Genomic DNA, 23,291 nt, shown 5'->3' on the forward strand with positions numbered 1-23,291 from the left:
TCAGCCCCCTCAGCACCGCGCTAACCACATGTTTACGACTTTCATTGTCGTGACCGGCGCCTTCATTGCCCAATAAGGCCCTGTGCGGACAATAGCTTATCTCCAAGGAGTGCGCCTATGCCCACAACGACCCAGTTCACCATAAGGCTGCTGCTGCCCATCGCGGCCGTTGCCGCGCTGACGCTTGTGGCACTGGCAGGGTTCTTGTGGTGGTCGGCCGAGCAGATCGACAATAGCGAACTCGAGCGCGAAAAGCTGCTGCTGACGCGGGCGCTGGAAGGCGAACAGTCGGAGATGCTGCTGGCGCAGCAGGGCGTTGCCATCTGGGACGACAGCATCGCCGCGCTGGAGCGGCGCGATATCGGCTGGCTCGTCGAAAATCTGGGGACCTACCACTTCGACGCCTATGACTATGAGCGCGTCATCGTCGTCGATCACGCGCTGAACCCGATCATCTCGGTGGTCAACGGTTATGCCATTCCGCCCGAGAGCGCGCGCGCCGCCATCAGCAGCCTCGACCCCATGTTCGACATGCTGCGTAATCCCGCAACGGAGGCCCATATCGCCGCATTCGGGCGCGGCGGGCACGATACACCACCCCATGTCATCGCATTCAATCGCTTCGAGGACAAACCGGCTCTGGTCGGCATCATGCCGATCCTCTCCTTCAGCGGCGTGAATGCCCCGGCGCCGGGCACGGAGAGCTATCTGGTCTCGGTGAAATATCTCGATTCCGACCTCGGCGCGGCACTGGGCGACCAGTACCGCATGGATATGGTGGCCTTTCTCGACGCGACCACATCCACCATCGAAAACCGCGCCATGCTGCCCGTCACGTCGGCGGATGGCACGGTGGTGGCGCAACTGAGCTGGAAGCCGGGCACGCCGGGGGCCAGCCTGTTACGCTCGGCGCTGCCGGCGATGATGGCGGCGCTGGCCATCGCCATGCTGATCGTGATCATGCTGCTCAGAGGGCTTTATCTCGCCCTGTCGCAATTGCGCATCGAGCGCGAGGAGGCCAGCCACAATGCCCTGCACGATCCGCTGACTGGGCTGGGCAATCGCGCGCTGTTCCACCTGCGCTTGCTGGCCGCATTGCGCGATCTGCCGCCGGGTGGTCCGCGCGTTGCATTACTGGCGCTGGATCTCGATCGCTTCAAGGAGGTGAACGACACTTTGGGACATGCCGCGGGCGACGAATTGTTGCGCCACGTGTCCCAGCGGCTGAATGGTACGTTGCGGCCCGATGACACACTCGTCCGCCTCGGCGGAGACGAATTCGCCATCATCCAGACCGGCATAGTCAATCATGACCAGCCGACCAGATTGGCGCAGAGCATTATCAGCGTGCTCAGCGACCCGGTTGCCCTGCGCGACGGCACCGCATCGATCGGTGTGAGCATCGGCATAGCGACCGCCCCCGACGCCGCCGGCACCGAGGATGACCTGACCCGCCTGGCCGACGACGCGCTCTATCGAGCAAAAGGCGGCGGTCGCAATCGTTACGTCATCCATCTCGGCCAGAAGGCAGGCGAAAACCCCGCTGCCGATAATGGACTGTTAGAAGGCCTCGCCAACCGGCGGAGTAGCATCTGAACCCGGTTATGCCGGCTGCGGCTGCATGGTGGAATAGACGATGAAAATGATCGCGAACAACACGACGATGGCGACCATCGAGGTGACAAGCACGCGAAGGTTCATCTTGCGCGGGCTGGCCTGACGGACATCGGTGGCGTCTTTCTTGGGATCATAGGTCTGCATGGGGCGCTCCAATTGGTGTTCACAATGCCAATGTGCAGCGGCGCCGGAGGTTCCGTCCTGCGGCAAGGAGGGGCTTGACGCGCCATCGCCGCCGACCCAACGTTCGGCATGCATAAAAATCAGAATTCGCCGGTTTCGCCCGAAAATCTCACCCGCATGATCATGGCCGGACAGGGCAAGGCCCCTGCCGATCTGGTGATCCGCAATGTCGGCCTGCTCGATGTGATCACCGGGGCAGTGACGACCACCGATATCGCCATTGTCGGCGACCGGATCGTGGGCACCCATGGCAGTTATGAGGGCAAGCAGGTGATCGACGGCAGCGGCCGCTTTGCCGTGCCGGGCTTTATCGACACACATCTGCACATCGAATCCAGCCTGGTGACGCCGCTCGAATTCGACCGCTGCGTGCTGCCGCATGGCGTCACTACGGTGATCTGCGATCCCCACGAAATCGCCAATGTGCTGGGAGCGGAGGGCATCACCTATTTTCTCGACAGCGCCGAGCGCACCATCATGGATGTGCGGGTCAACCTGTCCTCCTGCGTGCCGGCCACCGGGTTCGAAACCGCTGGCGCGCAACTGGAAATCGACGACCTGCTGCCCTTCCGCGACCACCACAAGGTGATCGGCCTCGCCGAAATGATGAATTTTCCCGGCGTGCTCAATGCCGATCCCGGCATTCTCGCCAAGCTGGTGGCGTTCCAGGACGGGCATATCGACGGCCATGCGCCGCTGCTGCTGGGCACGGCGCTCAACGGCTATCTCGCCGCCGGCATCCGCACCGACCATGAAGCGACCTCGGCGGCCGAGGCGCGTGAAAAGCTGGCCAAGGGCATGGCCATCCTCATCCGCGAGGGCTCGGTATCCAAGGATCTGAAGGCGCTGGCCGAAATCCTCGACGAAAACACCTCGAGCTTCGTGGCGCTCTGCACCGACGACCGCAATCCGCTTGATATCGCCGAGGAGGGGCATCTCGATAGCTCCATCCGTCGGCTGATTGCCATGGGACGACCGCTGCACCATGTCTATCGCGCCGCCAGCCATTCGGCGGCCCGCATCTTCGGGCTCAGGGATCGCGGCCTGATCGGACCCGGCTGGCGCGCCGATATCGCGCTGCTCGACAATCTCGAAACCTGCCAGGTATCCGACGTCATATCGGCCGGCCGGCTGGTGACTGCGGAACTGTTCGAAACGCGCGGAGAGGTTGCGCCGGTCGGTCTCTCCTCGATGAAGGCGACGCCGGTGAACGCCGAGGCCTTCATCACCGCGCCCAAGCCGGGCCAGAACCGGGTGCCGGTGATCGGGGTCAAGCCCGGGCTGATCCTGACCTTCCGCGAGGAGGCGACGCTGGCCGCCACCGCAGATGGCCTGCAGCCCGATCTCGCCGCCGATGTGATCAAGGTCGCGGTGATCGAACGACACGGCAAGAACGGCAATATCGGCCGCAGCTTCGTCACCGGCTTCGGGCTAAAGCGCGGCGCCATCGCTTCCTCGGTGGGGCATGACAGCCACAATATCAGCGTGGTCGGGGCCTCGGACGAGGACATGGCCACCGCAGTCAACCGGCTGATCGAGTTGGGCGGTGGCTTCGTCGTCGCCGAGGGCGGCACGGTCACGGCCGAGCTGGCGCTGCCGATTGCCGGGCTGATGAGCACCAAGAGCTTCGAGGCGGTCGCGCATGATCTCCATATCCTGCGCGACGCGGCCAAGGCGCTCGATTGCGTGCTGCCCGAGCCGTTCCTGCAGGTGGCGTTCCTGGCCCTGCCGGTCATCCCGCATCTCAAGATGACCGATCGCGGGCTGTTCGATGTCGACAAGTTCGATTTCGTGAGTTGAAGCGGTGAGCCTGCCCTCGCTTTACCTGGCCTGGGTCGAAGACCTGCCGCCGCGCCTCAACGCGGTGCGCAAGACACGCGGCATCGCCCTGTCCATGCCCGATGGCGTGGTGCTGAAGACCGACCACTATGCGCCGCGCGCCGAGGGACCGCATCCCACCATATTGATGCGCCTGCCCTATGGGCGGCGCGGCTTCGGCCCCATTGCCGAGGCCTATGCGGAGCGCGGCTTTCATGTCGTGGTGCAGGCCTGCCGGGGTACGGAAAAATCGGGCGGCAGCTTCGACCCCTTCGCCAATGAGCGCGCCGATGGGCTGGCGACGCTGGACTGGATCAAGGCCCAGCCCTGGTTCGACGGCCGTATCGGGCTGACCGGTCCCTCCTATCTCGGCTATGCGCAATGGGCCATTTCCGACGCGCTACCACCCACAGCTGCACTCGCCACCAAGGTGACGACGGCCGACTTCCGCCCGGTGGTGTTTCCGTCGGGGGCCTTTCACCTCAACCTCTGGCTGAGCTGGGTGCAGGTGATCGAAGGGTTACGCAACAATCCCCTGGCCACCGCCGCCCGCATGTTCTCGGGCGACATCGAGAGGCGCACCGAGCGCGCCGCACTGACCCTGCCGCTGATCGAGGCCGACAAGCTGGCGGTAGGCCACAAGATCGGGTTCTGGCGGCACTGGTTCGAGCATGCCGTTGGCAATGACCAGTTCTGGACCGAGCTCGACCACCGGCACCGGCTGACCAAGGATACGCCGCCGGTGCATTTCATTTCCGGCTGGTACGACTTCATGGTCGATCCGTTGCTGGCCGATTATCAGCGACTGGTCGAGCTGGGGCATAGGCCCTATCTCACCATCGGCACCTGGTTTCACATCGCCGAGGAATTGCAGCGCGACAATCTCAGCGAAACGCTGATCTGGATGCGCGCCAAGCTGCTGGGCGACACCTCGGGCCTGCGTCGCAATCCCGTGCGCATCCATATTTCCGGCCGCGACGAATGGCACGAATTCGACCGCTATCCACCGGGGCCGGTCGTGCCCAGAACCCAGTTCATCGCTCCCAGTGGAAGGCTGGAGAACAGCCCAGCAGCGCCGGGCAGCCATGATGGCTATCGCTACGATCCCGCCGAGCCAACGCCCAATCTGGGCGGCGCCATCTTCGCCTTTGCCGGGGCCGGCGCGGTGGACAATGCGCCGCTGGAAAACCGGCCCGATGTGCTGACCTATACCGGACCGGCGCTGCTGGCGCCGCTGACCTTTATCGGCCAGTGCCAGGTGCGCCTGCACGCGCGTGCCGCCCTGCCCAATGTCGATTTCTTCGTCCGCCTCTGCGATGTCGGGCCCGATGGCGTCTCGCGCAATATCGCCGACGGGCTGGCGCATGTGACGCCAGATACACCGACCGAGGCCGACGGCTCCTGGCAATTGAGCATTCCGCTCCACGCCATGGCCCATAGTTTTGGCGCCGGTCACCGCCTACGCCTGCTCATCGCCTCCGGCGCCCATCCCCGCTATGCCCGCAATCCCGGCACCGGCGAAGCCATCGCTACCGCCACCACGATGGTCGCCAATGATGTGGAGATCGTGCACGCGGGCACGTCCATCACGCTTCCCACCTACGCGCTCGACTGACGCGGGCTGTATTTTTCCCCGGCTGATGCCCATGCTGAAAGCTCGGGTTGGGTCCCGGCTGCCTTGGGGATGATAGCCGGCGACCTGGCGTGTCCTTTGCCCACCTGCCGCGAGCGCAGGGCCCTCGGGTCAGGCCCGAGGGTGACGATAGAGTGTGTGGCCGACGCCAGTCAGCCGAGCACGCCGCCGGACAGTATAGGCTACTTCCGATCCCGCGCCTTCACCTTGCGCCGCGCGGCATGCAGCAGGGGTTCGGTATAGCCGCTGGGCTGATCGGCGCCGTGCAGGGCCAGGTCGAGCGCGGCGGTGAAGGCGACGGACTGGTAGTTTTCGCTCATCGGCCGATAGATGGGGTCGCCGGCATTCTGCTCGTCCACCACCTTGGCCATGCGCTCGAACACCGAGGTGACCTCGTCACGGCTGACCAATCCATGGCGCAACCAATTGGCCACGGCCTGGCTGGAAATCCGGCAGGTGGCGCGATCTTCCATCAGCCCGACATTGTTGATGTCGGGTACTTTGGAACAGCCGACGCCCTGCTGCACCCAGCGCACCACATAGCCCAGAATGCCCTGCGCATTGTTTTCGAGCTCGCGGGTAATCTCCTCGCGGCTCAGCGCAAAAGGCGCCAGCACCGGCATGGAGAACAGCGCGTCGAGCCCCGGCGTCGCCTCGTTGTGGCGGCGACGCTGGGCGTCGAACACATCGACCTGATGATAGTGCAAAGCATGCAGCGTCGCGGCGGTGGGCGAAGGCACCCAGGCGGTATTGGCGCCAGATTTGGGATGGCCGATCTTGGCGTCCATCATCGCCGCCATGTCGTCGGGGCGCGCCCACATGCCCTTGCCGATCTGCGCCTTGCCGGAGAAACCGGCGGCCAGACCGATCAGCACATTGCGATCCTCGTAGGAGGCGATCCAGCGCTCGGACTTGATCTCGTCCTTGCGCAGCACGGCGCCGGCTTCCATCGACGTGTGGATCTCGTCGCCGGTGCGGTCGAGGAAACCCGTATTGATGAAGAAGACCCGAGCCCGCGCCGCGTAGATGGCGGCCTTGAGATTGGCCGAGGTGCGACGCTCCTCGTCCATGATGCCGATCTTGATGGTGTTTTCGGCAAGGCCCAGCAGCTTTTCGACCGAGGCGAAGATGGCGCAGGCAAAGGTCACTTCCTCGGGACCATGCATCTTGGGCTTGACCACATAAATGGCGCCATGACGCGCATTGCCCCCCTTGTCATGCAGCGCGCAGAGCGCTGTCACGGCGGCATCCATCAGGCCTTCGCCGACCGGCTTGCCGTTGAGCAGCACCGCATCGGTGGTCATCAGGTGGCCGACATTGCGCACCAGCAGAAGCGAGCGGCCCTTGAGCACCAGAGGCTGGCCACGGATGTCCTTATAGCTCCGGTCAGCCTTGAGCTTGCGGGTGACGGTCTGACCACCCTTTTCGAACGTGTCTTGCAGCGTACCGGTCATCAAGCCAAGCCAGTTGCGATAGACCCCGACCTTGTCCTCGGCATCGACGGCGGCGACGGAATCCTCGCAATCCTGGATGGTGGTCAGCGCCGCTTCCACCACCACATCGCTGAGGCCGGCCCGATGGGTTTTCCCGATCTCGGTATCGGGAGCGATGACCAGCACCACATGCAGCCCATTGTGCCGCAACACCAGTTCACCGGCGCTTTCGGTGCCGCCATAGCCGATGAACTGCGACGGATCACACAGACCGGTGCGGCCGGCGGCGGTGTCGACGACAAAGAGCCTCGTATCGCCTTCCTTGATCACGTGATAGCCGGTGACATCGGCATGGCTGCCGGCGGCGAGCGGGAAACTCTCATCGAGAAACTGTGCAGCCCGCGCCACCACGGCAGCGCCGCGGGCCGGATTATAGCCCTTGCCGGGGGCCAAATCGCCGTCGCGGGGGATGACATCGGTGCCGTAGAGCGCGTCATAGAGACTGCCCCAGCGGGCATTGGCGGCGTTGAGCGCGTAGCGGGCGTTGGAGACCGGCACGACCAGTTGTGGGCCACAAAGGCTGGAGATTTCGGGATCGAGCCCTTCGGTTTCGATGCTGAAATCACTGGGTTCATCGACGAGGTAACCGATCTCGCGCAGGAAGGCCTCGTAGCCGGCCGGATTGTTGCCCACCGGGCCGTTCTGGCGATGCCAGTCGTCGATCTTGCCCTGTAATTCGTCGCGCTTGGCGAGGAGTTTTGCATTGGTAGGCACATGCTCGGCCAGCAGGGCGGCAAAGCCGGACCAGAACTGCTCCGCCGACATCGACGTCCCCGGCAGGGCTTCCCGTTCCACGAAATCCACCAGCAGAGGATGCACGGACAGGCCGGACTTGGTCAGGTAATCGTTCATGGGATGCCTCCGGTCTGGGTGCGAATGCGGGCTCGTGATGCCAGATCAACCCTGCCGGACCCAAAGGCCCAGCCGGGTCGGATCGCCGGCCAAGGCCAGGCGATGCGGCGACAGGAGTGTTCGCATTCCTCGTTTCGTCCACAGCTTTAGGACAGCAGCGGCCTCGTCACAACCCGCCTAAAGTGGACTTCGCCCTTGCGCCAGCCACATAGACCTCGGCAATGGCGCGATCGTCGCCCATTGTCTGGAGCAGGAACAGCTCCTCGATCAGCGTCTCGAAGCGGCGCATGCGCATGGTGGGCGTAGCCCGCGCATCGAGCACCACGAGATCGGCGGCACGACCCGGCGCGATGGAGCCGATGGTCTCTTGCAGGCCCAAGGCCTCGGCATTGCCGCGCGTCGCCATGTGGAAGGAGGCGAGCGGATTAAGCCTTTGCCCGCGCAATTGCAGCACCTTGTAGCCCTCGTCGAGCGTACGCAGCATCGAGACACTGGTGCCCCCGCCAATATCGGTGGCGATGCCGATGCGCACCCCGTTCTGCATCAGTCGGTCGCGATCGAACAGGCCGGAGCCGAGAAAGAGATTGGAGGTGGGGCAGAAGACGGCCACGGCGCCGGTCTCCGCCAACACGCCCACTTCGCGGTGATTGAGATGGATGGAATGGCCGAGCAAGGTCTTGGGGCCCAGCAGGCCGTAATCCTCGTAGATCCCGGTATAGTCGGGACTATTGGGATAGAGCTCCATGGAAAAGCTGATCTCGGCGTCGTTCTCGCTGAGGTGGGTCTGCACATAGCAATCGGGGTGTTCGGCCACCAGCGCCCGCGAGGCTTCGAGCTGGGCGGGCGTCGAGGTGATGGCGAAGCGCGGCGAGATGGCATAGAGCCCCCTGCCCCGTCCGTGCCAGCGCGCGATCAGCGCCTTGGTGTCGTCATAGCCAGACTGGGCGGTGTCGCAGAGTTCTTCGGGGGCATTGCGATCCATCATCACCTTGCCGCCCACCATCAGCATATTGCGGCACTGTGCCTCGGCGAAGAAGGCATCGACCGAGCGCGGATGGCTTGAACAATAGGCGACGGCCGTGGTGGTGCCATGGCGGATGAGGGCGTCGTAAAACTCCACCGCCACCGCATCGGCATGGCCTTGCTGGGAGAATTTCTGCTCTTCGATGAAGGTGTAGGTATTGAGCCATTCCAGCAGCGATCCGGCATAGGCCGCCATCATCTGGCTCTGCACATAATGCAGATGCAGATCGATGAAACCGGGCAGGATCAGGTTGGGGCGATGATCGACGACCTGGGCCCCGGCAAGATCGGCCGAGGCGAAATCGCCCACGGCAACCACCTTGTCCTCCTCGATGCTGATCGCGCCGTCCGCGAGATAGAGGTAGCTCTCGGTATCGTCGAGGTCCTGCGGCGCGCGGTGAAAACTCAGCACCCGACCGCGCAGAATGGTCCGGCTCATGAATTCGCGCCTTCGCGATACCATTCCACCAGCAGCGCCCGTTCGGCCTCGGTCATCTCGGTCAGATTGCCGGGCGGCATGGCGTGACTCCAGCCGGCCTGGATGACGATCTCATGGGCCCGGTTGGCAATGGCGATGTCATTGTCGAGAATGACGTTCTTGGGGGCTTCGTAAATACCCTCCCAGACCGGCTCGGCAGTGTGGCACATGCTGCAGCGCGTCTGCACCGCAAGGCTCGCCGCCTTGAAATGCTCGGTGGCCATGAAGCGCTCGCCCGTCGCAGTGGCAAGGGTGGGGGTATCGTCAGCGGGCAGCTTGGGCGAGGTCGAGAGCCAGGCGATTACCAGCATCAGGATGACGGCGACGCCCCAGGTCCAGTGCGGATTGCCCTTGCGGGCATAGCGGGTGTTGAAATAGTGGCGCACCACCACGCCGACGAGGAAGATCAGGCTGGCAATGACCCAGTTCCACTGCGTGGCAAAAGCCAGCGGATAGTGGGACGAGAGCATGAAGAAGATCACCGGCAGGGTGAGGTAATTGTTGTGCAGGCTGCGCTGCTTGGCGATCTTGCCGTATTTCGCGTCGGGCACGCGGCCGGCCTTGAGATCGGCCACCACGATCTTCTGATTGGGGATGATGATCATCGCCACATTCGCGGTCATGATGGTCGCGGTGAAGGCACCCATATGCAGCATGGCGGCGCGGCCGGTGAACAGCTGCGTATAGCCCCAGCTCATGGCCACGAGAATGGCGAACAGCACGAGCATCAGCCCGGTGGTGGACTGGCCGATGGGCGATTTGCACAGCGTATCGTAGAGCAGCCAACCCAGAACGATGGAACCGGCCGACAACAGGATAGCCCCCCAGCTGGGGACGTCGAGCACATTGCGATCGACGAGGAAAATATCGGCGCTGACATAGTAGAGCAGCGCCAGCAGCATCGCGCCCGAGAGCCAGGTCGCGTAGCTTTCCCATTTGAACCAGGTCAGGTGCTCGGGCAGGAATTCGGGCGCCACCAGATATTTCTGGATGTGATAGAAGCCGCCGCCATGCACCTGCCACTCCTCGCCATGCGCCAGAGGCGGCAGGCTCGGGGTCTTGCGCAGGCCCAGGTCGAGCGCGATGAAATAGAAAGACGAGCCGATCCAGGCAATGGCGGTGACCACGTGCAGCCAGCGCGCGGCAAACATCGCCCATTCGTAGAAAATTGCATAATCGGGCATTCATCGCTCCCCATTCACCGGCACCACCTCTTCCTGAGTGGGAGAGGCGATCAAAAGGCGGGTGAGGGGTTGGTCTCAGCCCGCATAGAGCCCTCACCCGGCGCTACACGCCACTTTCTCCCGCAAGGGGAGAAGGAAGAGAGCAATCGTCAAAAAGGGGCGGACGTCAGCCCGCCCCCACACGTAAAACCCTGAAAAATCAGGCCTTCACGCCTTCCACATACCAATCCATGGCCCACAGGCCAGCGTCATCGACGGTGGCGCCGGCGGCAACGCGCTCGGTGCCGGCATTGTCCACGATCGGGCCGGTGAACGGATGCAGCGAGCCATCGACGATACCGGCCTTGACGGCTTCGGCAGCGGCGACCACGTCGGCCGGGATCTTCTCGTTATAGGCACCGATAACCACTTCGCCATCGGCAATGCCCGGCCAGCTGTCGGCCGACACCCAGGTGCCGTCCATGACGCTCTGCACGGCCTTGATGTAGTGCGGGGCCCAGACGTCGATGATGGCGGAGAGGTGCGACTTGGGCGCGAAGGCGCTCATGTCGGCGCCCTGGCCGAAACCACCCACGATCCCACGCTCCTCGGCAACCTGCAGGGCGGCCGGGCCGTCGGTGTGCTGGGCAATGATATCGGCGCCCTGGTCGATCAGCGCACGGGCGGCGTCGGCTTCCTTGGCCGGATCGTGCCAGCTGGAGAGCCAGACGACGTTCACGGTGATCTCGGGATTGACCTTGCGGGCCGCCAGGGTGAAGGCGTTGATGCCCATGACCACTTCGGGGATCGGGAACGAACCGATATAGCCGATATTGTTGGTCTTGGAGAGATGACCAGCCAGCGTGCCCATGACGGCGCGGCCTTCATGGAAGCGGGCATTATAGGTGCCGACATTGTCGGAACGCTGGTAGCCGGTGGCGTGCTCGAACACCACGTCCGGGAATTCCTTGGCGACCTTCATCACATAGTCGCCGAAGCCGAAGCTGGTGGCGAAGATGATCTTGTTGCCCTGCTGGGCGAGCTCACGCAGCACGCGCTCGCAATCCGGGCCTTCCGGCACGCTTTCGACGAAGGTGACTTCGATCTTGTCGCCGAACTCGGCTTCCAGCGCCTGGGCGCCGACCCAGTGGCCATAGGTCCAGCCATTGTCGTCCTTGGGACCGACATTGACGAAGCCGATCTTGAACGGGCCATCCTGGCCGAAGGCCAGCGAGCCCATGAGCGGCAGGGCCAGGCCGGCGGCGCCGATCCTCAGCACATTACGGCGGGTAATCTGTGTCATTGGTTTCTCCTTGACTGACGGGTTTCCGGTTATTGTGGTTATTGGCCGGGCATGAACGGCTTGCCCAGGCAGGCAGGCGCGGCGGAATTTCCAGACCGCCGCAGCGAGATCAGAACGAGCACCCCGATCGTTGCGAGATAGGGAAGCGCTGCCCAGAATTCGGACGGCAGCAGCCCCATGCTGCCCGATGCCTTGGTGTAGAGCTCGATGGTCATGACGAGACCGAAGAGATAGGCGCCCGCAAGCAGGCGGAACGGCCGCCAGGCGGCGAACACCACCAGGGCCAGCGCGATCCAGCCGCGGCCGGCGGTGAGCTTTTCGGCCCATTGCGGGGTGAGCAGCAGCGGAAAGCAGCTGCCGGCAATCCCGGCCATGGCGCCACCAAAGGCCACCGCCGCATAGCGCACCCCGATCACCGAATAGCCGATGGAATGGGCGGAAAAGTCGTTCTCTCCGACCGCCCGCAGGATCAGCCCGGCGCGCGACTTGTTGAGGAACCACCAGACGGCAAAGACCAGCAGCAGCGAGAAATAGACCAGCGGGCTATGACCGAATATCAGCCGCCAGAACGGATCGGTGGCCAGCTCGGTCGGGAACACCGAACGGAAGATTTCGATGGGCTTGCCGGTATAGGCCTGCCCGAACAGGGCGGAGAAGCCAGTGCCGAAAATTGTCAGCGCCAGCCCGGTCGCCACCTGGCTCGATGAGAGCGAAAGGGTGAGGAAGGCAAAGATCATCGAGGAGGCGGAGGCGGCAATGGCCGCGCACAGGATGGCCAGCCAGGGATTGCCCGTGTGATAGGTCACCGCAAAGGCGACCACCGCGCCGATCAGCATCATGCCCTCGACGCCCAGATTGAGCACGCCGCTCTTTTCGACGACCAGTTCGCCCAGCGCCGCGATAAGGATGGGTGTCGCCGCACCGATCAGGGTGATGATGATGGGAATGAGCAGATCGGCGTTCATCGGGAGGCCTCCAACTCACGGGTCGCGCCGAAGCGCAGCCGATAGCGCACCAGCACGTCGCTGGCCAAGAGGAAGAACAGCATCATCGACTGGAAAATGCCCACGGCGGCCACCGGCAGCTTGATTGTGGTCTGCGCCACCTCCCCGCCCACCACCGCAACCGCCATGGCGAGGCCGGCAAAGATGATGCCCACCGGATGCAGCCGCCCCAGAAAGGCGACGATGATGGCGGTAAAGCCGTAATTGGTGGGGAAGGACGGCACCATGCGCCCGAAGGGCCCGGCTGCTTCGAGCACACCGGCGAGGCCCGCCAGCGCGCCGCTGGTCAGAAGGGCCAGCCAGATGGTCTTGTTGACAGAGAAGCCGCCATAGCGCGCCGCGTCGGGCGCCGCCCCGACCACCTTGATCTGGTAGCCGAACACCGACCGGCTCATGAAGAACCAGGCGGCCAACGCCACGACAATGGCAATGGGCACGCCCAGATGCACGATGGTGCGCGGAATGATGTTGGGCAGCATCTGGTCGGACGTGAACATCCGCGTCTGCGGGAAGCCGAAGCCCATCGGGTCCTTCCACGGGCCGATGACCAGATAATTGAGCAGCTGGATGGCGACATAGGTCAGCATCAGGCTGGTGAGAATTTCGTTGACCTGCAGGCGGGTGCGCAGAAAGGCCGGCACCACCGCCCAGGCCATGCCCCCGGCAATGCCGGCAGCGATCATCAGCGGCAGAATCCAGGGGCCGCTCATGTCGCGAGTAAGCAGGGCCACGCCGGTGGCGGCGAGACCGCCGAGCACATATTGCCCCTCGGCGCCGATATTCCACACATTGGCGCGATAGCCGATGGAGAGGCCCACCGCGATGATGATCAGCGGCGCCGATTTGACCGCCAGATCCTGCCATTTGAGCGGATTGAGCAGCGGGGTGAGGAAGATTTCGCGCACCGCGCCGATGCCGTCATAGCCGATGAGCGAAAACACCAGCGCGCCCACCAGCGCCGTGACCAGCACGGCCGCGATGGGCGTCAGATAGAGCATGGTCTTGGAGGGTTCGAGGCGCTTTTCGAGGCGGATCTGCATCATGCCGCCTCCGTGCTTCCATGCACGCCGCCCATGAGCAGGCCGATTTCTTCCACGCTAAAATCCCCCACCGGCCGCGCCGGGCTCAGCCGTCCCATATTGATCACCGCCAGCGTGTCGCATAGCGCCCGCAATTCATCGAGGTCCTGACTGATCACCACGATGGCCGAACCGGCCGAGGCGAGATCCACCAGCGCCTGGTGAATGGCCGCGGCCGCACCGGCATCGACGCCCCAGGTCGGCTGGCTGACGACCAGCACGCTGGGCTTCTGCAGGATTTCCCGCCCCATGATGTATTTCTGGAGATTCCCGCCCGAAAGGGAACCGGCGGTTGAGGACGGCCCCAGCGCCTTGACCGCGAACTCGGCGATGACCTTGCCGGTATAGGTGCGGGCGGCGCCCGAATTGATCAGGCCCATCACCACCATGCCGAGCCGATCGCGGGCGGTGAGAACGGAATTGTCGGCCAGCGAAAAATCGCCCACCGCGGCATGGCCGTTGCGCTCTTCCGGCACGGCGCAAAGGCCCTGGCGGCGGCGCTCGGTGGTGTCCATCATGCCGATGCCGAGCCCGTCAATGGTGATGGCCTCGCGATCATCGCCCCTGATCTCGCCGGACAGTGCATCGAGCAGCGCGTTCTGCCCATTGCCCGCCACGCCGGCAACGCCCAGGATTTCCCCGGCGCGCACGGTGAAGCTGACATCATCGACCGGCACGTCGAAATGGCCGCCCTTGCGGGTCGCCAGCCGGTTGACCACCAGCTTGGGCGGCCCGAAAGCACGCCCCTCGGCCTTGACGATATCCTTGAGCCCGCCGCCGATCATCTTCTCGGCCATGGAGCGGCTGGTTTCGTGCTTCGGATCGCAGGTATCCACCAGCTTGCCGCCGCGCAGGATGGTCGCGGTATCGCACAAGGCTTTGATTTCATGCAACTTGTGCGAAATATAGAGAATGGAACACCCCTCGCTGGCCAGCTGGCGCAGCACGGTGAACAGCTGCTCCACCTCCTGCGGCGTCAGCACCGAAGTGGGCTCGTCCATGATCAGAAGTTTTGGATTGAGCAGCAGCGCGCGGACGATCTCGATACGCTGGCGCTCGCCCACCGAGAGGGTCGCCACAGTCCGGTGCGGATCAAGGCTCAGCCCATAGGTCTGCATGACCTCGCGGATGCGGGCTTCGAGTTCACGCGATGGGATTTTGGCATCCATGCCCAGCGCGATGTTTTCGAGCACGCTCAGCGCCTCGAACAATGAAAAATGCTGGAACACCATGCCGATGCCCAGCTTGCGCGCCGCCTTGGGATTCTGCACCACCACCGGCTGGCCATCCCAGAGGATTTCGCCGGCATCGGGCTGCATGATCCCATAGATCATTTTGACGAGGGTGGATTTTCCGGCGCCGTTTTCGCCGAGCAGAGCGTGGATTTCGCCGGGCCTGACCGAGAAGGAAACGTTGTCATTGGCGAGAACGCCGGGAAACCGTTTGGTGATGCCCCTCAATTCCAGGCGATTATGCATGTCAGCGTCCACTCCCCACCCCCTCCATTGCGGGGGTGGGCTTGCGCCCGACAGATGCTTCCCGTCCCCCAATCTGGACTATAATTTCAGCGGCTGCCAGTGCCGCAATCACCGATGGCCGTTTATCCCCAAGCCCTTGCGCGCCAATGGGCAATATCAATCGCTCGAGCGCATCCTCATTGCCGCCCTGTTGCAGGTACCAGCTCGAAAACTTGGCGCGCTTGGTCTTCGAGCCCACCATGCCGACATAGGCGGCGTCGCGGCGGGCCAGTGCCTCCCCGGCAATCAGAAAATCCAGGGCGTGGTCATGGGTCATGATGACGAAGGCGCTGCCGGCGGGCGCCGCGCGCACCACCGCTTCGGGCATGGCAACCCGCCGATGGGCAATGCCGGGCGCAAGCATGTCGAGCTCGGCCTGGCGGGTATCGATCACCTCGATGCGCACCGGCAAGAGCGCCAGGATTTGCGCCAGCACCCGCCCCACATGGCCGGCGCCGAAAATATAGACTTGCGCCGCCGACGCCTCTTCCTGGGCAATACGCATGACGAGGTCCCGGCGCAATGACGCATCGGCATAGCGCAACCCGACCTCGACGCGCCCGCCGCAGCACTGGCCGATTTCAGGGCCGAGCGGCACATCCATCGCCTCCTCGGCTCGCCCCTCGACCAGCAGGCGCCGCGCATGGTCGATGACCATATATTCGAGCGCCCCACCACCAATAGTGCCGAAAATCGCCCCCATGCCCACCAGCATGAACGTGCCCCGCTCCCGCGGCGACGATCCCCGCACTTCGGTCAGTTCGCAAACGATGGCGTGGGGATTGGCGGAGAGGAAAGTGGTGAGGTCTTCACTCATCGAAATACCCCCACCCGGCCTCCCCCTCAAGAAGGGGGAGGAGAAGATCAGAGTACAACGCGAGAAATTCGTATCCGAGTGGAGCGGCCCCTCCCCCTATCAGGGGGAGGTTGGGTGGGGGTACTGCAATGAAGTCAGTGACCAATCTCACCCGCGCGCCTCCCGTTTCAGCCGCTCGACGCCCATCAGCACCCGCTCTGGGGTCACCGGGGTATCGAGGCGCGGGGCGATCTTATAGTCAGCGACGCTCGCCACCGCCATGCTGAGGGCTTCCACCACGCTCATGGCCAGCATGAAGGGCGGCTCGCCAACGGCCTTGGAGCGACCGATGGTTGGCTCGCGATTGACCGACCATTCGGTCAGATGCACATTGAAAACCGGCGGAATATCGGAGGCCAGCGGGATCTTGTAGGTCGAGGGCGCATGGGTGCGCAACTGGCCCTTGGCGTCCCAGACCAGCTCCTCGGTCGTGAGCCAGCCCATGCCCTGGATGAAGCCGCCTTCGATCTGGCCGATATCGATGGCCGGGTTCAGCGACTTGCCGACATCGTGCAGGATATCGACGCGATCGACCGTATATTCGCCGGTCAGCGTGTCGATGCTGACTTCGCTGACCGAGGCGCCATAGGCAAAGTAATAGAAGGGGTGCCCCTTGCCGGTAGCGCGGTCCCAATGGATTTTCGGGGTCTTGTAGAAGCCGGCCGCAGACAGCTGCACCCGGTTCATATAGGCAGACGCGGCAAGCTCGGCGAAGGGCACGAATTTGCGGCCGACGTCGATGCCGCCCTGCACCCATTGGCAATCGGCTTCCTCGGCTCCATAGAGTTTTGCCGCATGGGCCAACAGCCGCGTCTTGATCTGCTCGCAAGCGTCCCAGGCGGCCATGCCGTTGAGGTCGGAGCCCGATGAAGCAGCAGTCGCGGAGGTGTTGGGCACCTTGCCGGTCGAGGTAGCCATGATCTTGACGGTATCGAGATTGACCCCGAAGGCGTCGGCGACGACCTGCGCCACCTTGATATAGAGCCCCTGCCCCATCTCGGTGCCGCCATGGCTGAGATGGATGGAGCCATCCTTGTAGACATGCACCAAGGCGCCGGCCTGATTGTACCAGGTGGCGGTGAAGGAGATGCCGAACTTGACCGGCGTCAGCGCAATGCCCTTTTTCAGAATGGCATTGCCGGCATTGAAATCCAGAATAGCCTGGCGCCGCGCCTGGTAGTCGGCGTTCTTTTCCAGCTCGTCCACCACACGGTGGACGATATTGTCCTCCACGGTCTGGTGATAGGGCGTGATATTGTCGGTGTCGGTGCCGTAGAAATTGGCCTTGCGGATATCCAGCGGGTCCTTGCCCAGCGCATAGGCGATATCCTCGATCCAGCGCTCAGCGCCCATCATGCCCTGTGGCCCGCCAAAACCGCGGAAAGCCGTGTTGGAGACGGTATTGGTATAGAGCGGCTGCGACTTGGCGCGCACCGCCGGATACCAATAGGCATTGTCGCAATGGAACAGCGCCCGATCGGTCACCGGGCCGGACAGGTCGGCGGAAAAGCCACCGCGCGCCGCATAGAGCGCGTCGACGGCGTGGATCTTGCCGCTATCGTCGAAACCGACTTCGTAATCGACCACGAAATCGTGCCGCTTGCCGGTGGCGCTCATATCGTCGTCGCGGTCGGGACGCAGCTTGCAGGCGCGGTTCCATTTCTTGGCCGCCAGCGCCGCCACCACGGCAAAGAGATTGCCCTGGGTTTCCTTGCCGCCAAAGCCGCCGCCCATGCGACGCACATTGACCGTCACCGCATTCTGCCGGATGCCCAGCGCATTGGCGACAATCAGCTGCACCTCGCTCGGGTGCTGGGTCGAGGAATGGACGATCACATCCTCGTCCTCGCCCGGAATGGCCAGCGCGATCTGGCCTTCGAGATAGAAGTGGTCCTGCCCACCAATGGTGATGGCGCCCTTGAGGCGGCGCGGGGCTGATGACATGCCCGCTTCGACATCGCCACGTTCGAGCTTGAGCGGCTTGGTCACTTCCTTGCCGCCGGCCGCCTGGGCCGAGCGCACATCGGTGAAAAAGGAGAGATCGCGATAGTCGACCTTGGCCAGTTGCGCCGCCCGCCGCGCCTGATCGCGGGTTTCAGCGATCACCGCAAAGATCGGCTGGCCCCAGAAATGCACCACGCCATCAGCGAACAGCGGCTCGTCATGCACATGCGCCGAACTGATATCGAGCGCGCCGGGCACGTCGGCATTGGTGAGCACGCCGATCACCCCCGGCGCACTCAGGACATCGGTAAAATCCATGCCGAGCACTTCGGCATGCGGCTTGGTCGAGAGGCCAAGATAGGCATGCATGGTGCCCAGCGGCTCGGCCATGTCGTCAATATATTCGGCGGTGCCCGTCACATGCTTGGGCCCGCTGTCATGGCGGGTATTGGTGTGCAGCAGCGAAAGGTTGATGGCGGCTTCGTGCTTGTTCATGGGCAAAACCCCTCATCCGTCTCTCGCTGTGCGGGAGCCACCTTCTCCAACAAGGGGAGAAGGCTAGCATGGTGCCTCTCTGGCCACTGCACGTCCCTTCTCCCCTCGCGGGAAAAGGTGCTCGAAGGGCGGATGAGGGGGCCTGTCACGAGAACGCCCATCACGCCACCTCCCGCGTCAGCCGCGCGCTTTGGCCCTGCGTTTCAAGAAAGAACCGCTTGAGCAGGTTTTGCGCCGTCAGCAGCCGGTATTCTGCCGAAGCCCGCATATCGGACAATGGCTGGTAGTCGATGGCGAAGGCTGGCAGGGCAGCTTCCACGCTTTCAAGCGTCCAGGGCTTGCCGAGCAGCGCCGCTTCCACCGCGCTGGCGCGCTTGGGCGTTCCGGACATGCCGCCATAGGCAATGCGCGCCAGGCTCACCATGCCGTCTCCACCAACCGCGACCCGGAAGGCGCCGCACAGCGCCGAAATGTCTTCATCGCGGCGCTTGGAAATCTTGTAGGTGGCGAAATGCTCGCCTTCGGGAAGCACGGGCAGCGTGATGCTTTCGACAAACTCACCCGGTTGGCGGTCCTGCTTGCCATAGGCGAGGAAATAGTCCTCGAGCGCGATGTCGCGCCGCTCGCTGCCGCGACGGAGCCGCAAAGTAGCGCCCAGGGCGATGAAGGGCGGCGGCGTATCGCCGATGGGCGACCCATTGGCGATATTGCCCCCGATCGTGCCCATATTGCGGATCTGTTCGCCGGCAATGCGGTTCCACAATTCATTGAGGTGCGGGAAACGGGTCTCGATCAGCGGGAAGGCATCCGAATAGGAAACGCCGGCAAAGATTTCGACACCGGTCTCGGACTCGACGACGCGGCGCAATTCCTGCAGATGGCCGATAAAGATCACCGGCCCGATCGGGCGCATGAACTTGGTGACCCAGAGCCCCACATCGGTGGAACCAGCCACGATGCGCGCCTGCGGATTGGCGGCGTAGATATCGGCAAAATCGTCAAGGCTGGCGGGGATGAAAATCTTCTTGTCGCCAGCGCCCAATTCCACCCGCTTGCCATCATTGAGCGCCTGGATGCGGGCCCGGGCGGCGATGCGTTCGGCCCAGAGCGGATCGCCCTGCGGCTGGCCATATTGGGACAGGGACTCGGCGGCGCGGATGATCGGCGCATAGCCGGTGCAGCGGCAGAGATTGCCCTGCAACGCCTTCTCGATGGCCGGGCGCGTCGGATTGGGTTCGCGCATCCACAAGCCATAAAGGCTCATGACGAAGCCGGGTGTGCAGAAGCCGCACTGGCTGCCATGGTGATCGACCATGGCCTGCTGCACCGGATGCAAGACGCCGTTTTCACCGCGCAGATGTTCGACGGTCACCACATGAGTGCCATGCAGGCTGGCAACGAAGCGGATGCAGGCGGTGACCGAGTCATAGATGATCTCTTCGCCCGCAAGCCGGCCGACCAGCACCGTGCAGGCGCCGCAATCGCCCTCGGCGCAACCTTCCTTGGTGCCACGCAACCGCCGCTCCAGCCGCAGCCAGTCGAGCAGGGTCAGGTCCGGCGCCACATCGGTCAGCGTCACCTCCTCGCCATTGAGCAGGAAGCGGATGGCATTGGCGACATCGACCATGGCTCAGCTCCCCCGATAGGTCGAATAGGAGAAGGGGCTTACCAGCAGCGGCACGTGATAGTGCTTGTCCTCGGAAATGGTGAAGCGGATCGGCACCACATCGAGAAATGGCGTGGCGATTTCGACGCCGAGCCGCTCGAAATACTGGCCGACATGAAAGCGGATTTCGAATTCGCCCTGCTGGAACTGATCCGGACCGAGCAAGGGCTGGTCCACGCGGCCATCTTCATTGGTATAGCTGTCGAGCAGATGATGGGTGTGGTCGCCATGCACGAAATGCAGCTCGATGCGCATGCCGCGCGCCGGCTTGCCAAGCATCGTGTCCAGGACGTGAGTGGTGAGGCGTCCGTCCGCCATGCTGCTGCTCCTTCCGCATGCCGGGTCGAAACATGGGGCCGGTCCGAACCGCAGCATGCACAATCAAAGTCATCCCCGTCCCGACCATAACACGCGTTACTGCTCTTGATACTCTTAAATTGGAAGCACTATGCTGCCAATTCGGCAACAACGGAGCACCAGCATGGATCCTCGTCAGCCCCCGGACCGGCCGCGAGAACATGCCCTTTCGGCCAGCCTGCTGGCGCGGGTGTTCCACCAGCCCTCGCTGCTTTATTTTAACGCCGTGGCCACCCACCTCTCCATCCGCGAGGCCTCGCGGCGGCTTAACGTGGCCTCATCGGCGGTCACAAGGCAGGTGGCGCAGCTCGAGGATGCACTGGGCATTGCCCTGTTCCTGCGCGAACGAAGACGCCTGCGCCTGTCGCCGGCCGGTGAAATCCTGTTCCGCCATTCCCGCCGCCTTGCCGCGCCGATGGAAGCGGCGGTGTCGGAAATCGAAATGTTGCGCGGGGTACGGGCCGGCTCGGTACGCATCGCCACGGTGGAAAGTGTCGGGTTGTCGTTCCTGCCGCAGCTGATCAGCGATTTCGGTCGCCGCTATCCCCGGCTCAATCTCGATGTTTCCATCGTGCCCTCGGCCGAAGTCATCGAGCGGCTGGTCGATGAGCGGGTCGATATCGGCTTCGGCTTCACCGCAAAGGCAACGCGCCATGTCGACATCGCCTTTCGCCGCGACGTCAGCATCGGCGTGGTCATGACCCCCGACCATCCGCTGGCGACGGCGCAGAACCTCACCATGGCCCAGTGCCTCGAACACCCACTGGCCGTGGGCAAGCCGGAAATCTCCATCCGCGAAGTCATCGAGCCGTTCCTGCGCTCATCGGCCGCCATCACCCCGCCGCTGGTGGAGGTGGATTCGATCCGCATGCTGGTGGAGCTGGCACTGGGCGGGCACTATGCCTCGATCATGACCCCGATCGGCGCCCAGAACGACATTGCCGCCGGGCGGCTGGTGTTCAAGCAATTGCAGGATGGCGGCCTGCCCACCAATCGCTTCGGCATTCTGGTGCGCAATGGTGGCGCCCTGCACCTGGCGCCGGCGATCTTTTACGAACACGCCAAGGGCTATTTCGAAAGCCTGTCCATGCCCGGGGCGATTTAAGCAAGCCCGGACGCTTGACATGCATAGCCATTCAGCTATGAATTAATTCATAGCCAACGGTGAATATATGTCAGCACCCCTGCCCCACGACCTGCTCTTCCGCTCTCTCGCCGATCCAACGCGGCGGGCGATCTTCGAGCGGCTGTGTCGCGATGGCGAGCAGACTGTGGGCGCGCTCACCGACTGGGCCGGCGTATCCCAGCCCACCGTCTCCAAGCACCTGGTAGTGCTCAGGCAGGCCGGCCTGGTGCAGGACCGCCATGCCGGGCGCCAGACCCATTACACCGCCCGCACCGATGCGCTGGCGCCGCTGCTGGATTGGACCCGCGAAATGACCAGCTTCTGGAACACGCGTCTCGATGCGCTGGAAAACACACTGACAAGGATGGATCAATGACCCGGCGCCCCGCCCTAAAGCCCGGGCCCGATGGCATTGTCCGCCTGGCCGGCGGCAATCCGCAAATCGCCAAGGGTTATGGCGACGAAATTGTGCAACGCTACATCGCCGCCATGCCCGGCTGGCAGTCCGAAGTCGGCCGCCGCCTCGACGCCGTGATCACCCAAACCCTGCCAGATGTCGAAAAGGCGGTGAAGTGGAATTCCCCGCTTTACGGAACGGAGACGGATGTCTGGTTCCTCGGCTTTCACTGCCTCACCCGCTACGTGAAAGTCTCGTTCTTCCAGGGCGCCCATCTCGATCCGGTCCCGCCGGGCACGTCCAAGCAGGCGCATGTGCGCTATCTCGACATTTACGAAACCGATGAATTCGACGCAGGCCGCTTCGCCGAGTGGGTCAAGCAGGCCAGCCTCCTGCCCGGCGAAAGGATGTAGCCCCATGGCCTTTTCGAAGAACAGTGCCGCCGACCTCGCTACCGGCGCCACGCCGAGCGAACTCATCGACCAGCGCATCGCCGCCCTGCCCGATTGGCGTGGCGAAAAGCTCGCCACGATCCGCCGGCTCATCCACGAGGCGCTGCCCGACGTGGCCGAGGAATGGAAATGGGGCAAGCCGGTATGGTCGGCGGACGGCATTCTGTGCACCGGCGAAGTTTACAAGGCTTACGTAAAAACCACCTTCCCCAAGGGCGCCGCACTGGCCGACCCCGAAAAACTCTTCAATTCCAGCCTTGAGGGCAATGTGCGCCGCGCCATCGATTTCTTCGAGGGCGAGAGCATCAACGAGGCCGGTTTCATCGCCCTGATCCGTGACGCCGCTGCCGCCAACCGCGCCAAACCCGCCAAAACCAAAACGTGAGATTCTCATGAGCATCGCCGAAACCCGCTCCGTCGTCATCGAGCGCGAGCTCGCCCATGCGCCTGAAAAGGTCTGGCGCGCGCTGACGCAGCAGCACCTGATCGCCGACTGGCTGATGCAGAACGATTTCGCGCCGGTGGTCGGCCACAAGTTCAAGCTGCGCGGCGAATGGGGCGGCGTACTCGACTGCGAAGTGCTTGAAATCGATCCCCAGCGCAGCCTCTCCTATACCTGGGACTTCGCCAACGATGACCCGACCTATGCGCTGAAAAGTGTCGTCACCTATACGCTTACTCCCAGCGGCACCGGCACCATGCTGCGCGTCGAGCAATCCGGCTTCCACGCCGACCAGAAACAGGCCTATGGCGGCGCCCATGCCGGCTGGAAGGGCTTTTTCAACAAGCTGGATACTCTGGTGGGGACGCTGGATTAGGCGCGGGCGCGGAACGG

General features: G+C 63.5%; 20 protein-coding genes. 8 read left to right on the plus strand and 12 right to left on the minus strand.

Annotated features, from left to right (window positions below; all coding sequences use genetic code 11):
* Positions 1-117: 117 nt before the first annotated feature.
* The gene (locus DEVEQU_RS13735) at positions 118-1,596 is read left to right on the plus strand and encodes a sensor domain-containing diguanylate cyclase (RefSeq protein WP_126151162.1); all 1,479 of its coding nucleotides are present in this window, start codon (positions 118-120) and stop codon (positions 1,594-1,596) included.
* A 6-nt stretch (positions 1,597-1,602) separates the two neighbouring features.
* Here DEVEQU_RS13735 and DEVEQU_RS19930 read toward each other — a convergent pair whose 3' ends face one another.
* Entirely contained in the window at positions 1,603-1,761 is a 159-nt protein-coding gene (locus tag DEVEQU_RS19930; RefSeq protein WP_164550402.1) for a hypothetical protein, read from the minus strand.
* Between the two features lie 108 nt (positions 1,762-1,869).
* On the opposite strand from DEVEQU_RS19930, the gene ade reads away from it, so the two are divergent.
* The gene (gene ade, locus DEVEQU_RS13740; RefSeq protein ID WP_126151163.1) at positions 1,870-3,600 is read left to right on the plus strand and encodes an adenine deaminase; all 1,731 of its coding nucleotides are present in this window, start codon (positions 1,870-1,872) and stop codon (positions 3,598-3,600) included.
* Between the two features lie 4 nt (positions 3,601-3,604).
* Complete coding sequence (locus DEVEQU_RS13745; RefSeq protein ID WP_126151164.1) at positions 3,605-5,233, plus strand: CocE/NonD family hydrolase; 1,629 nt, start codon at positions 3,605-3,607, stop codon at positions 5,231-5,233.
* A gap of 200 nt (positions 5,234-5,433) precedes the next feature.
* On the opposite strand, the gene DEVEQU_RS13750 is transcribed toward DEVEQU_RS13745, so the two are convergent.
* From DEVEQU_RS13750 to uraH, 11 genes are all read right to left on the minus strand, one after another.
* Positions 5,434-7,596 carry a malate synthase G gene (locus tag DEVEQU_RS13750; RefSeq protein WP_126151165.1) on the minus strand — a complete coding sequence of 721 codons (2,163 nt, stop codon included), beginning with the start codon at positions 7,594-7,596 and terminating at the stop codon, positions 5,434-5,436.
* Positions 7,597-7,762: 166 nt separating this feature from the next.
* Positions 7,763-9,058 (minus strand): guanine deaminase, encoded by a 1,296-nt coding sequence (gene guaD / locus DEVEQU_RS13755; RefSeq protein ID WP_126151166.1) that lies wholly within the window; start codon positions 9,056-9,058, stop codon positions 7,763-7,765.
* Positions 9,055-10,281 (minus strand): urate hydroxylase PuuD, encoded by a 1,227-nt coding sequence (locus tag DEVEQU_RS13760; protein WP_126151167.1) that lies wholly within the window; start codon positions 10,279-10,281, stop codon positions 9,055-9,057. The genes guaD and DEVEQU_RS13760 overlap by 4 nt, the downstream gene beginning before the upstream one ends.
* Positions 10,282-10,480: 199 nt before the next feature.
* Entirely contained in the window at positions 10,481-11,563 is a 1,083-nt protein-coding gene (locus DEVEQU_RS13765; RefSeq protein ID WP_206437850.1) for a BMP family ABC transporter substrate-binding protein, read from the minus strand.
* Positions 11,564-11,601: 38 nt separating this feature from the next.
* Positions 11,602-12,528: an ABC transporter permease gene (locus DEVEQU_RS13770; RefSeq protein ID WP_126151168.1), complete on the minus strand. Its 927-nt coding sequence runs from the start codon at positions 12,526-12,528 to the stop codon at positions 11,602-11,604.
* Complete coding sequence (locus DEVEQU_RS13775) at positions 12,525-13,610, minus strand: ABC transporter permease (protein ID WP_164550403.1); 1,086 nt, start codon at positions 13,608-13,610, stop codon at positions 12,525-12,527. Before DEVEQU_RS13775 ends, DEVEQU_RS13770 begins: the two co-directional genes overlap by 4 nt.
* Positions 13,607-15,124, minus strand: a complete 1,518-nt coding sequence (locus DEVEQU_RS13780; protein ID WP_126151169.1) for an ABC transporter ATP-binding protein — start codon at positions 15,122-15,124, stop codon at positions 13,607-13,609. The genes DEVEQU_RS13775 and DEVEQU_RS13780 overlap by 4 nt, the downstream gene beginning before the upstream one ends.
* A 1-nt stretch (position 15,125) precedes the next feature.
* Positions 15,126-15,980: a xanthine dehydrogenase accessory protein XdhC gene (gene xdhC / locus DEVEQU_RS13785; RefSeq protein WP_126151170.1), complete on the minus strand. Its 855-nt coding sequence runs from the start codon at positions 15,978-15,980 to the stop codon at positions 15,126-15,128.
* A gap of 147 nt (positions 15,981-16,127) precedes the next feature.
* Positions 16,128-18,458: a xanthine dehydrogenase molybdopterin binding subunit gene (gene xdhB / locus DEVEQU_RS13790; protein WP_126151171.1), complete on the minus strand. Its 2,331-nt coding sequence runs from the start codon at positions 18,456-18,458 to the stop codon at positions 16,128-16,130.
* 160 nt (positions 18,459-18,618) lie between these two features.
* A complete protein-coding gene (xdhA, locus tag DEVEQU_RS13795) occupies positions 18,619-20,085 on the minus strand; it encodes a xanthine dehydrogenase small subunit (protein WP_126151172.1) in 1,467 nt (488 codons plus the stop codon).
* A gap of 3 nt (positions 20,086-20,088) precedes the next feature.
* Positions 20,089-20,442: a hydroxyisourate hydrolase gene (gene uraH, locus DEVEQU_RS13800; protein WP_126151173.1), complete on the minus strand. Its 354-nt coding sequence runs from the start codon at positions 20,440-20,442 to the stop codon at positions 20,089-20,091.
* Positions 20,443-20,605: 163 nt separating this feature from the next.
* Between uraH and DEVEQU_RS13805 the strand changes: the two genes are divergently transcribed.
* The 5 genes from DEVEQU_RS13805 (at position 20,606) to DEVEQU_RS13825 (ending at position 23,274) form a co-directional block, all read left to right on the plus strand.
* The gene (locus tag DEVEQU_RS13805) at positions 20,606-21,586 is read left to right on the plus strand and encodes a LysR family transcriptional regulator (protein ID WP_164550404.1); all 981 of its coding nucleotides are present in this window, start codon (positions 20,606-20,608) and stop codon (positions 21,584-21,586) included.
* 67 nt (positions 21,587-21,653) lie between these two features.
* Positions 21,654-21,983 carry an ArsR/SmtB family transcription factor gene (locus tag DEVEQU_RS13810; RefSeq protein WP_126151175.1) on the plus strand — a complete coding sequence of 110 codons (330 nt, stop codon included), beginning with the start codon at positions 21,654-21,656 and terminating at the stop codon, positions 21,981-21,983.
* The gene (locus DEVEQU_RS13815; RefSeq protein WP_126151176.1) at positions 21,980-22,417 is read left to right on the plus strand and encodes a DUF1801 domain-containing protein; all 438 of its coding nucleotides are present in this window, start codon (positions 21,980-21,982) and stop codon (positions 22,415-22,417) included. The genes DEVEQU_RS13810 and DEVEQU_RS13815 overlap by 4 nt, the downstream gene beginning before the upstream one ends.
* A gap of 4 nt (positions 22,418-22,421) precedes the next feature.
* Entirely contained in the window at positions 22,422-22,841 is a 420-nt protein-coding gene (locus tag DEVEQU_RS13820; RefSeq protein ID WP_126151177.1) for a DUF1801 domain-containing protein, read from the plus strand.
* A 13-nt stretch (positions 22,842-22,854) separates the two neighbouring features.
* Positions 22,855-23,274, plus strand: a complete 420-nt coding sequence (locus DEVEQU_RS13825) for an SRPBCC family protein (RefSeq protein WP_206437853.1) — start codon at positions 22,855-22,857, stop codon at positions 23,272-23,274.
* Positions 23,275-23,291 lie beyond the last annotated feature (17 nt).

Source organism: Devosia equisanguinis (assembly GCF_900631955.1).
Classification (GTDB): Bacteria; Pseudomonadota; Alphaproteobacteria; order Rhizobiales; family Devosiaceae; genus Devosia; species Devosia equisanguinis.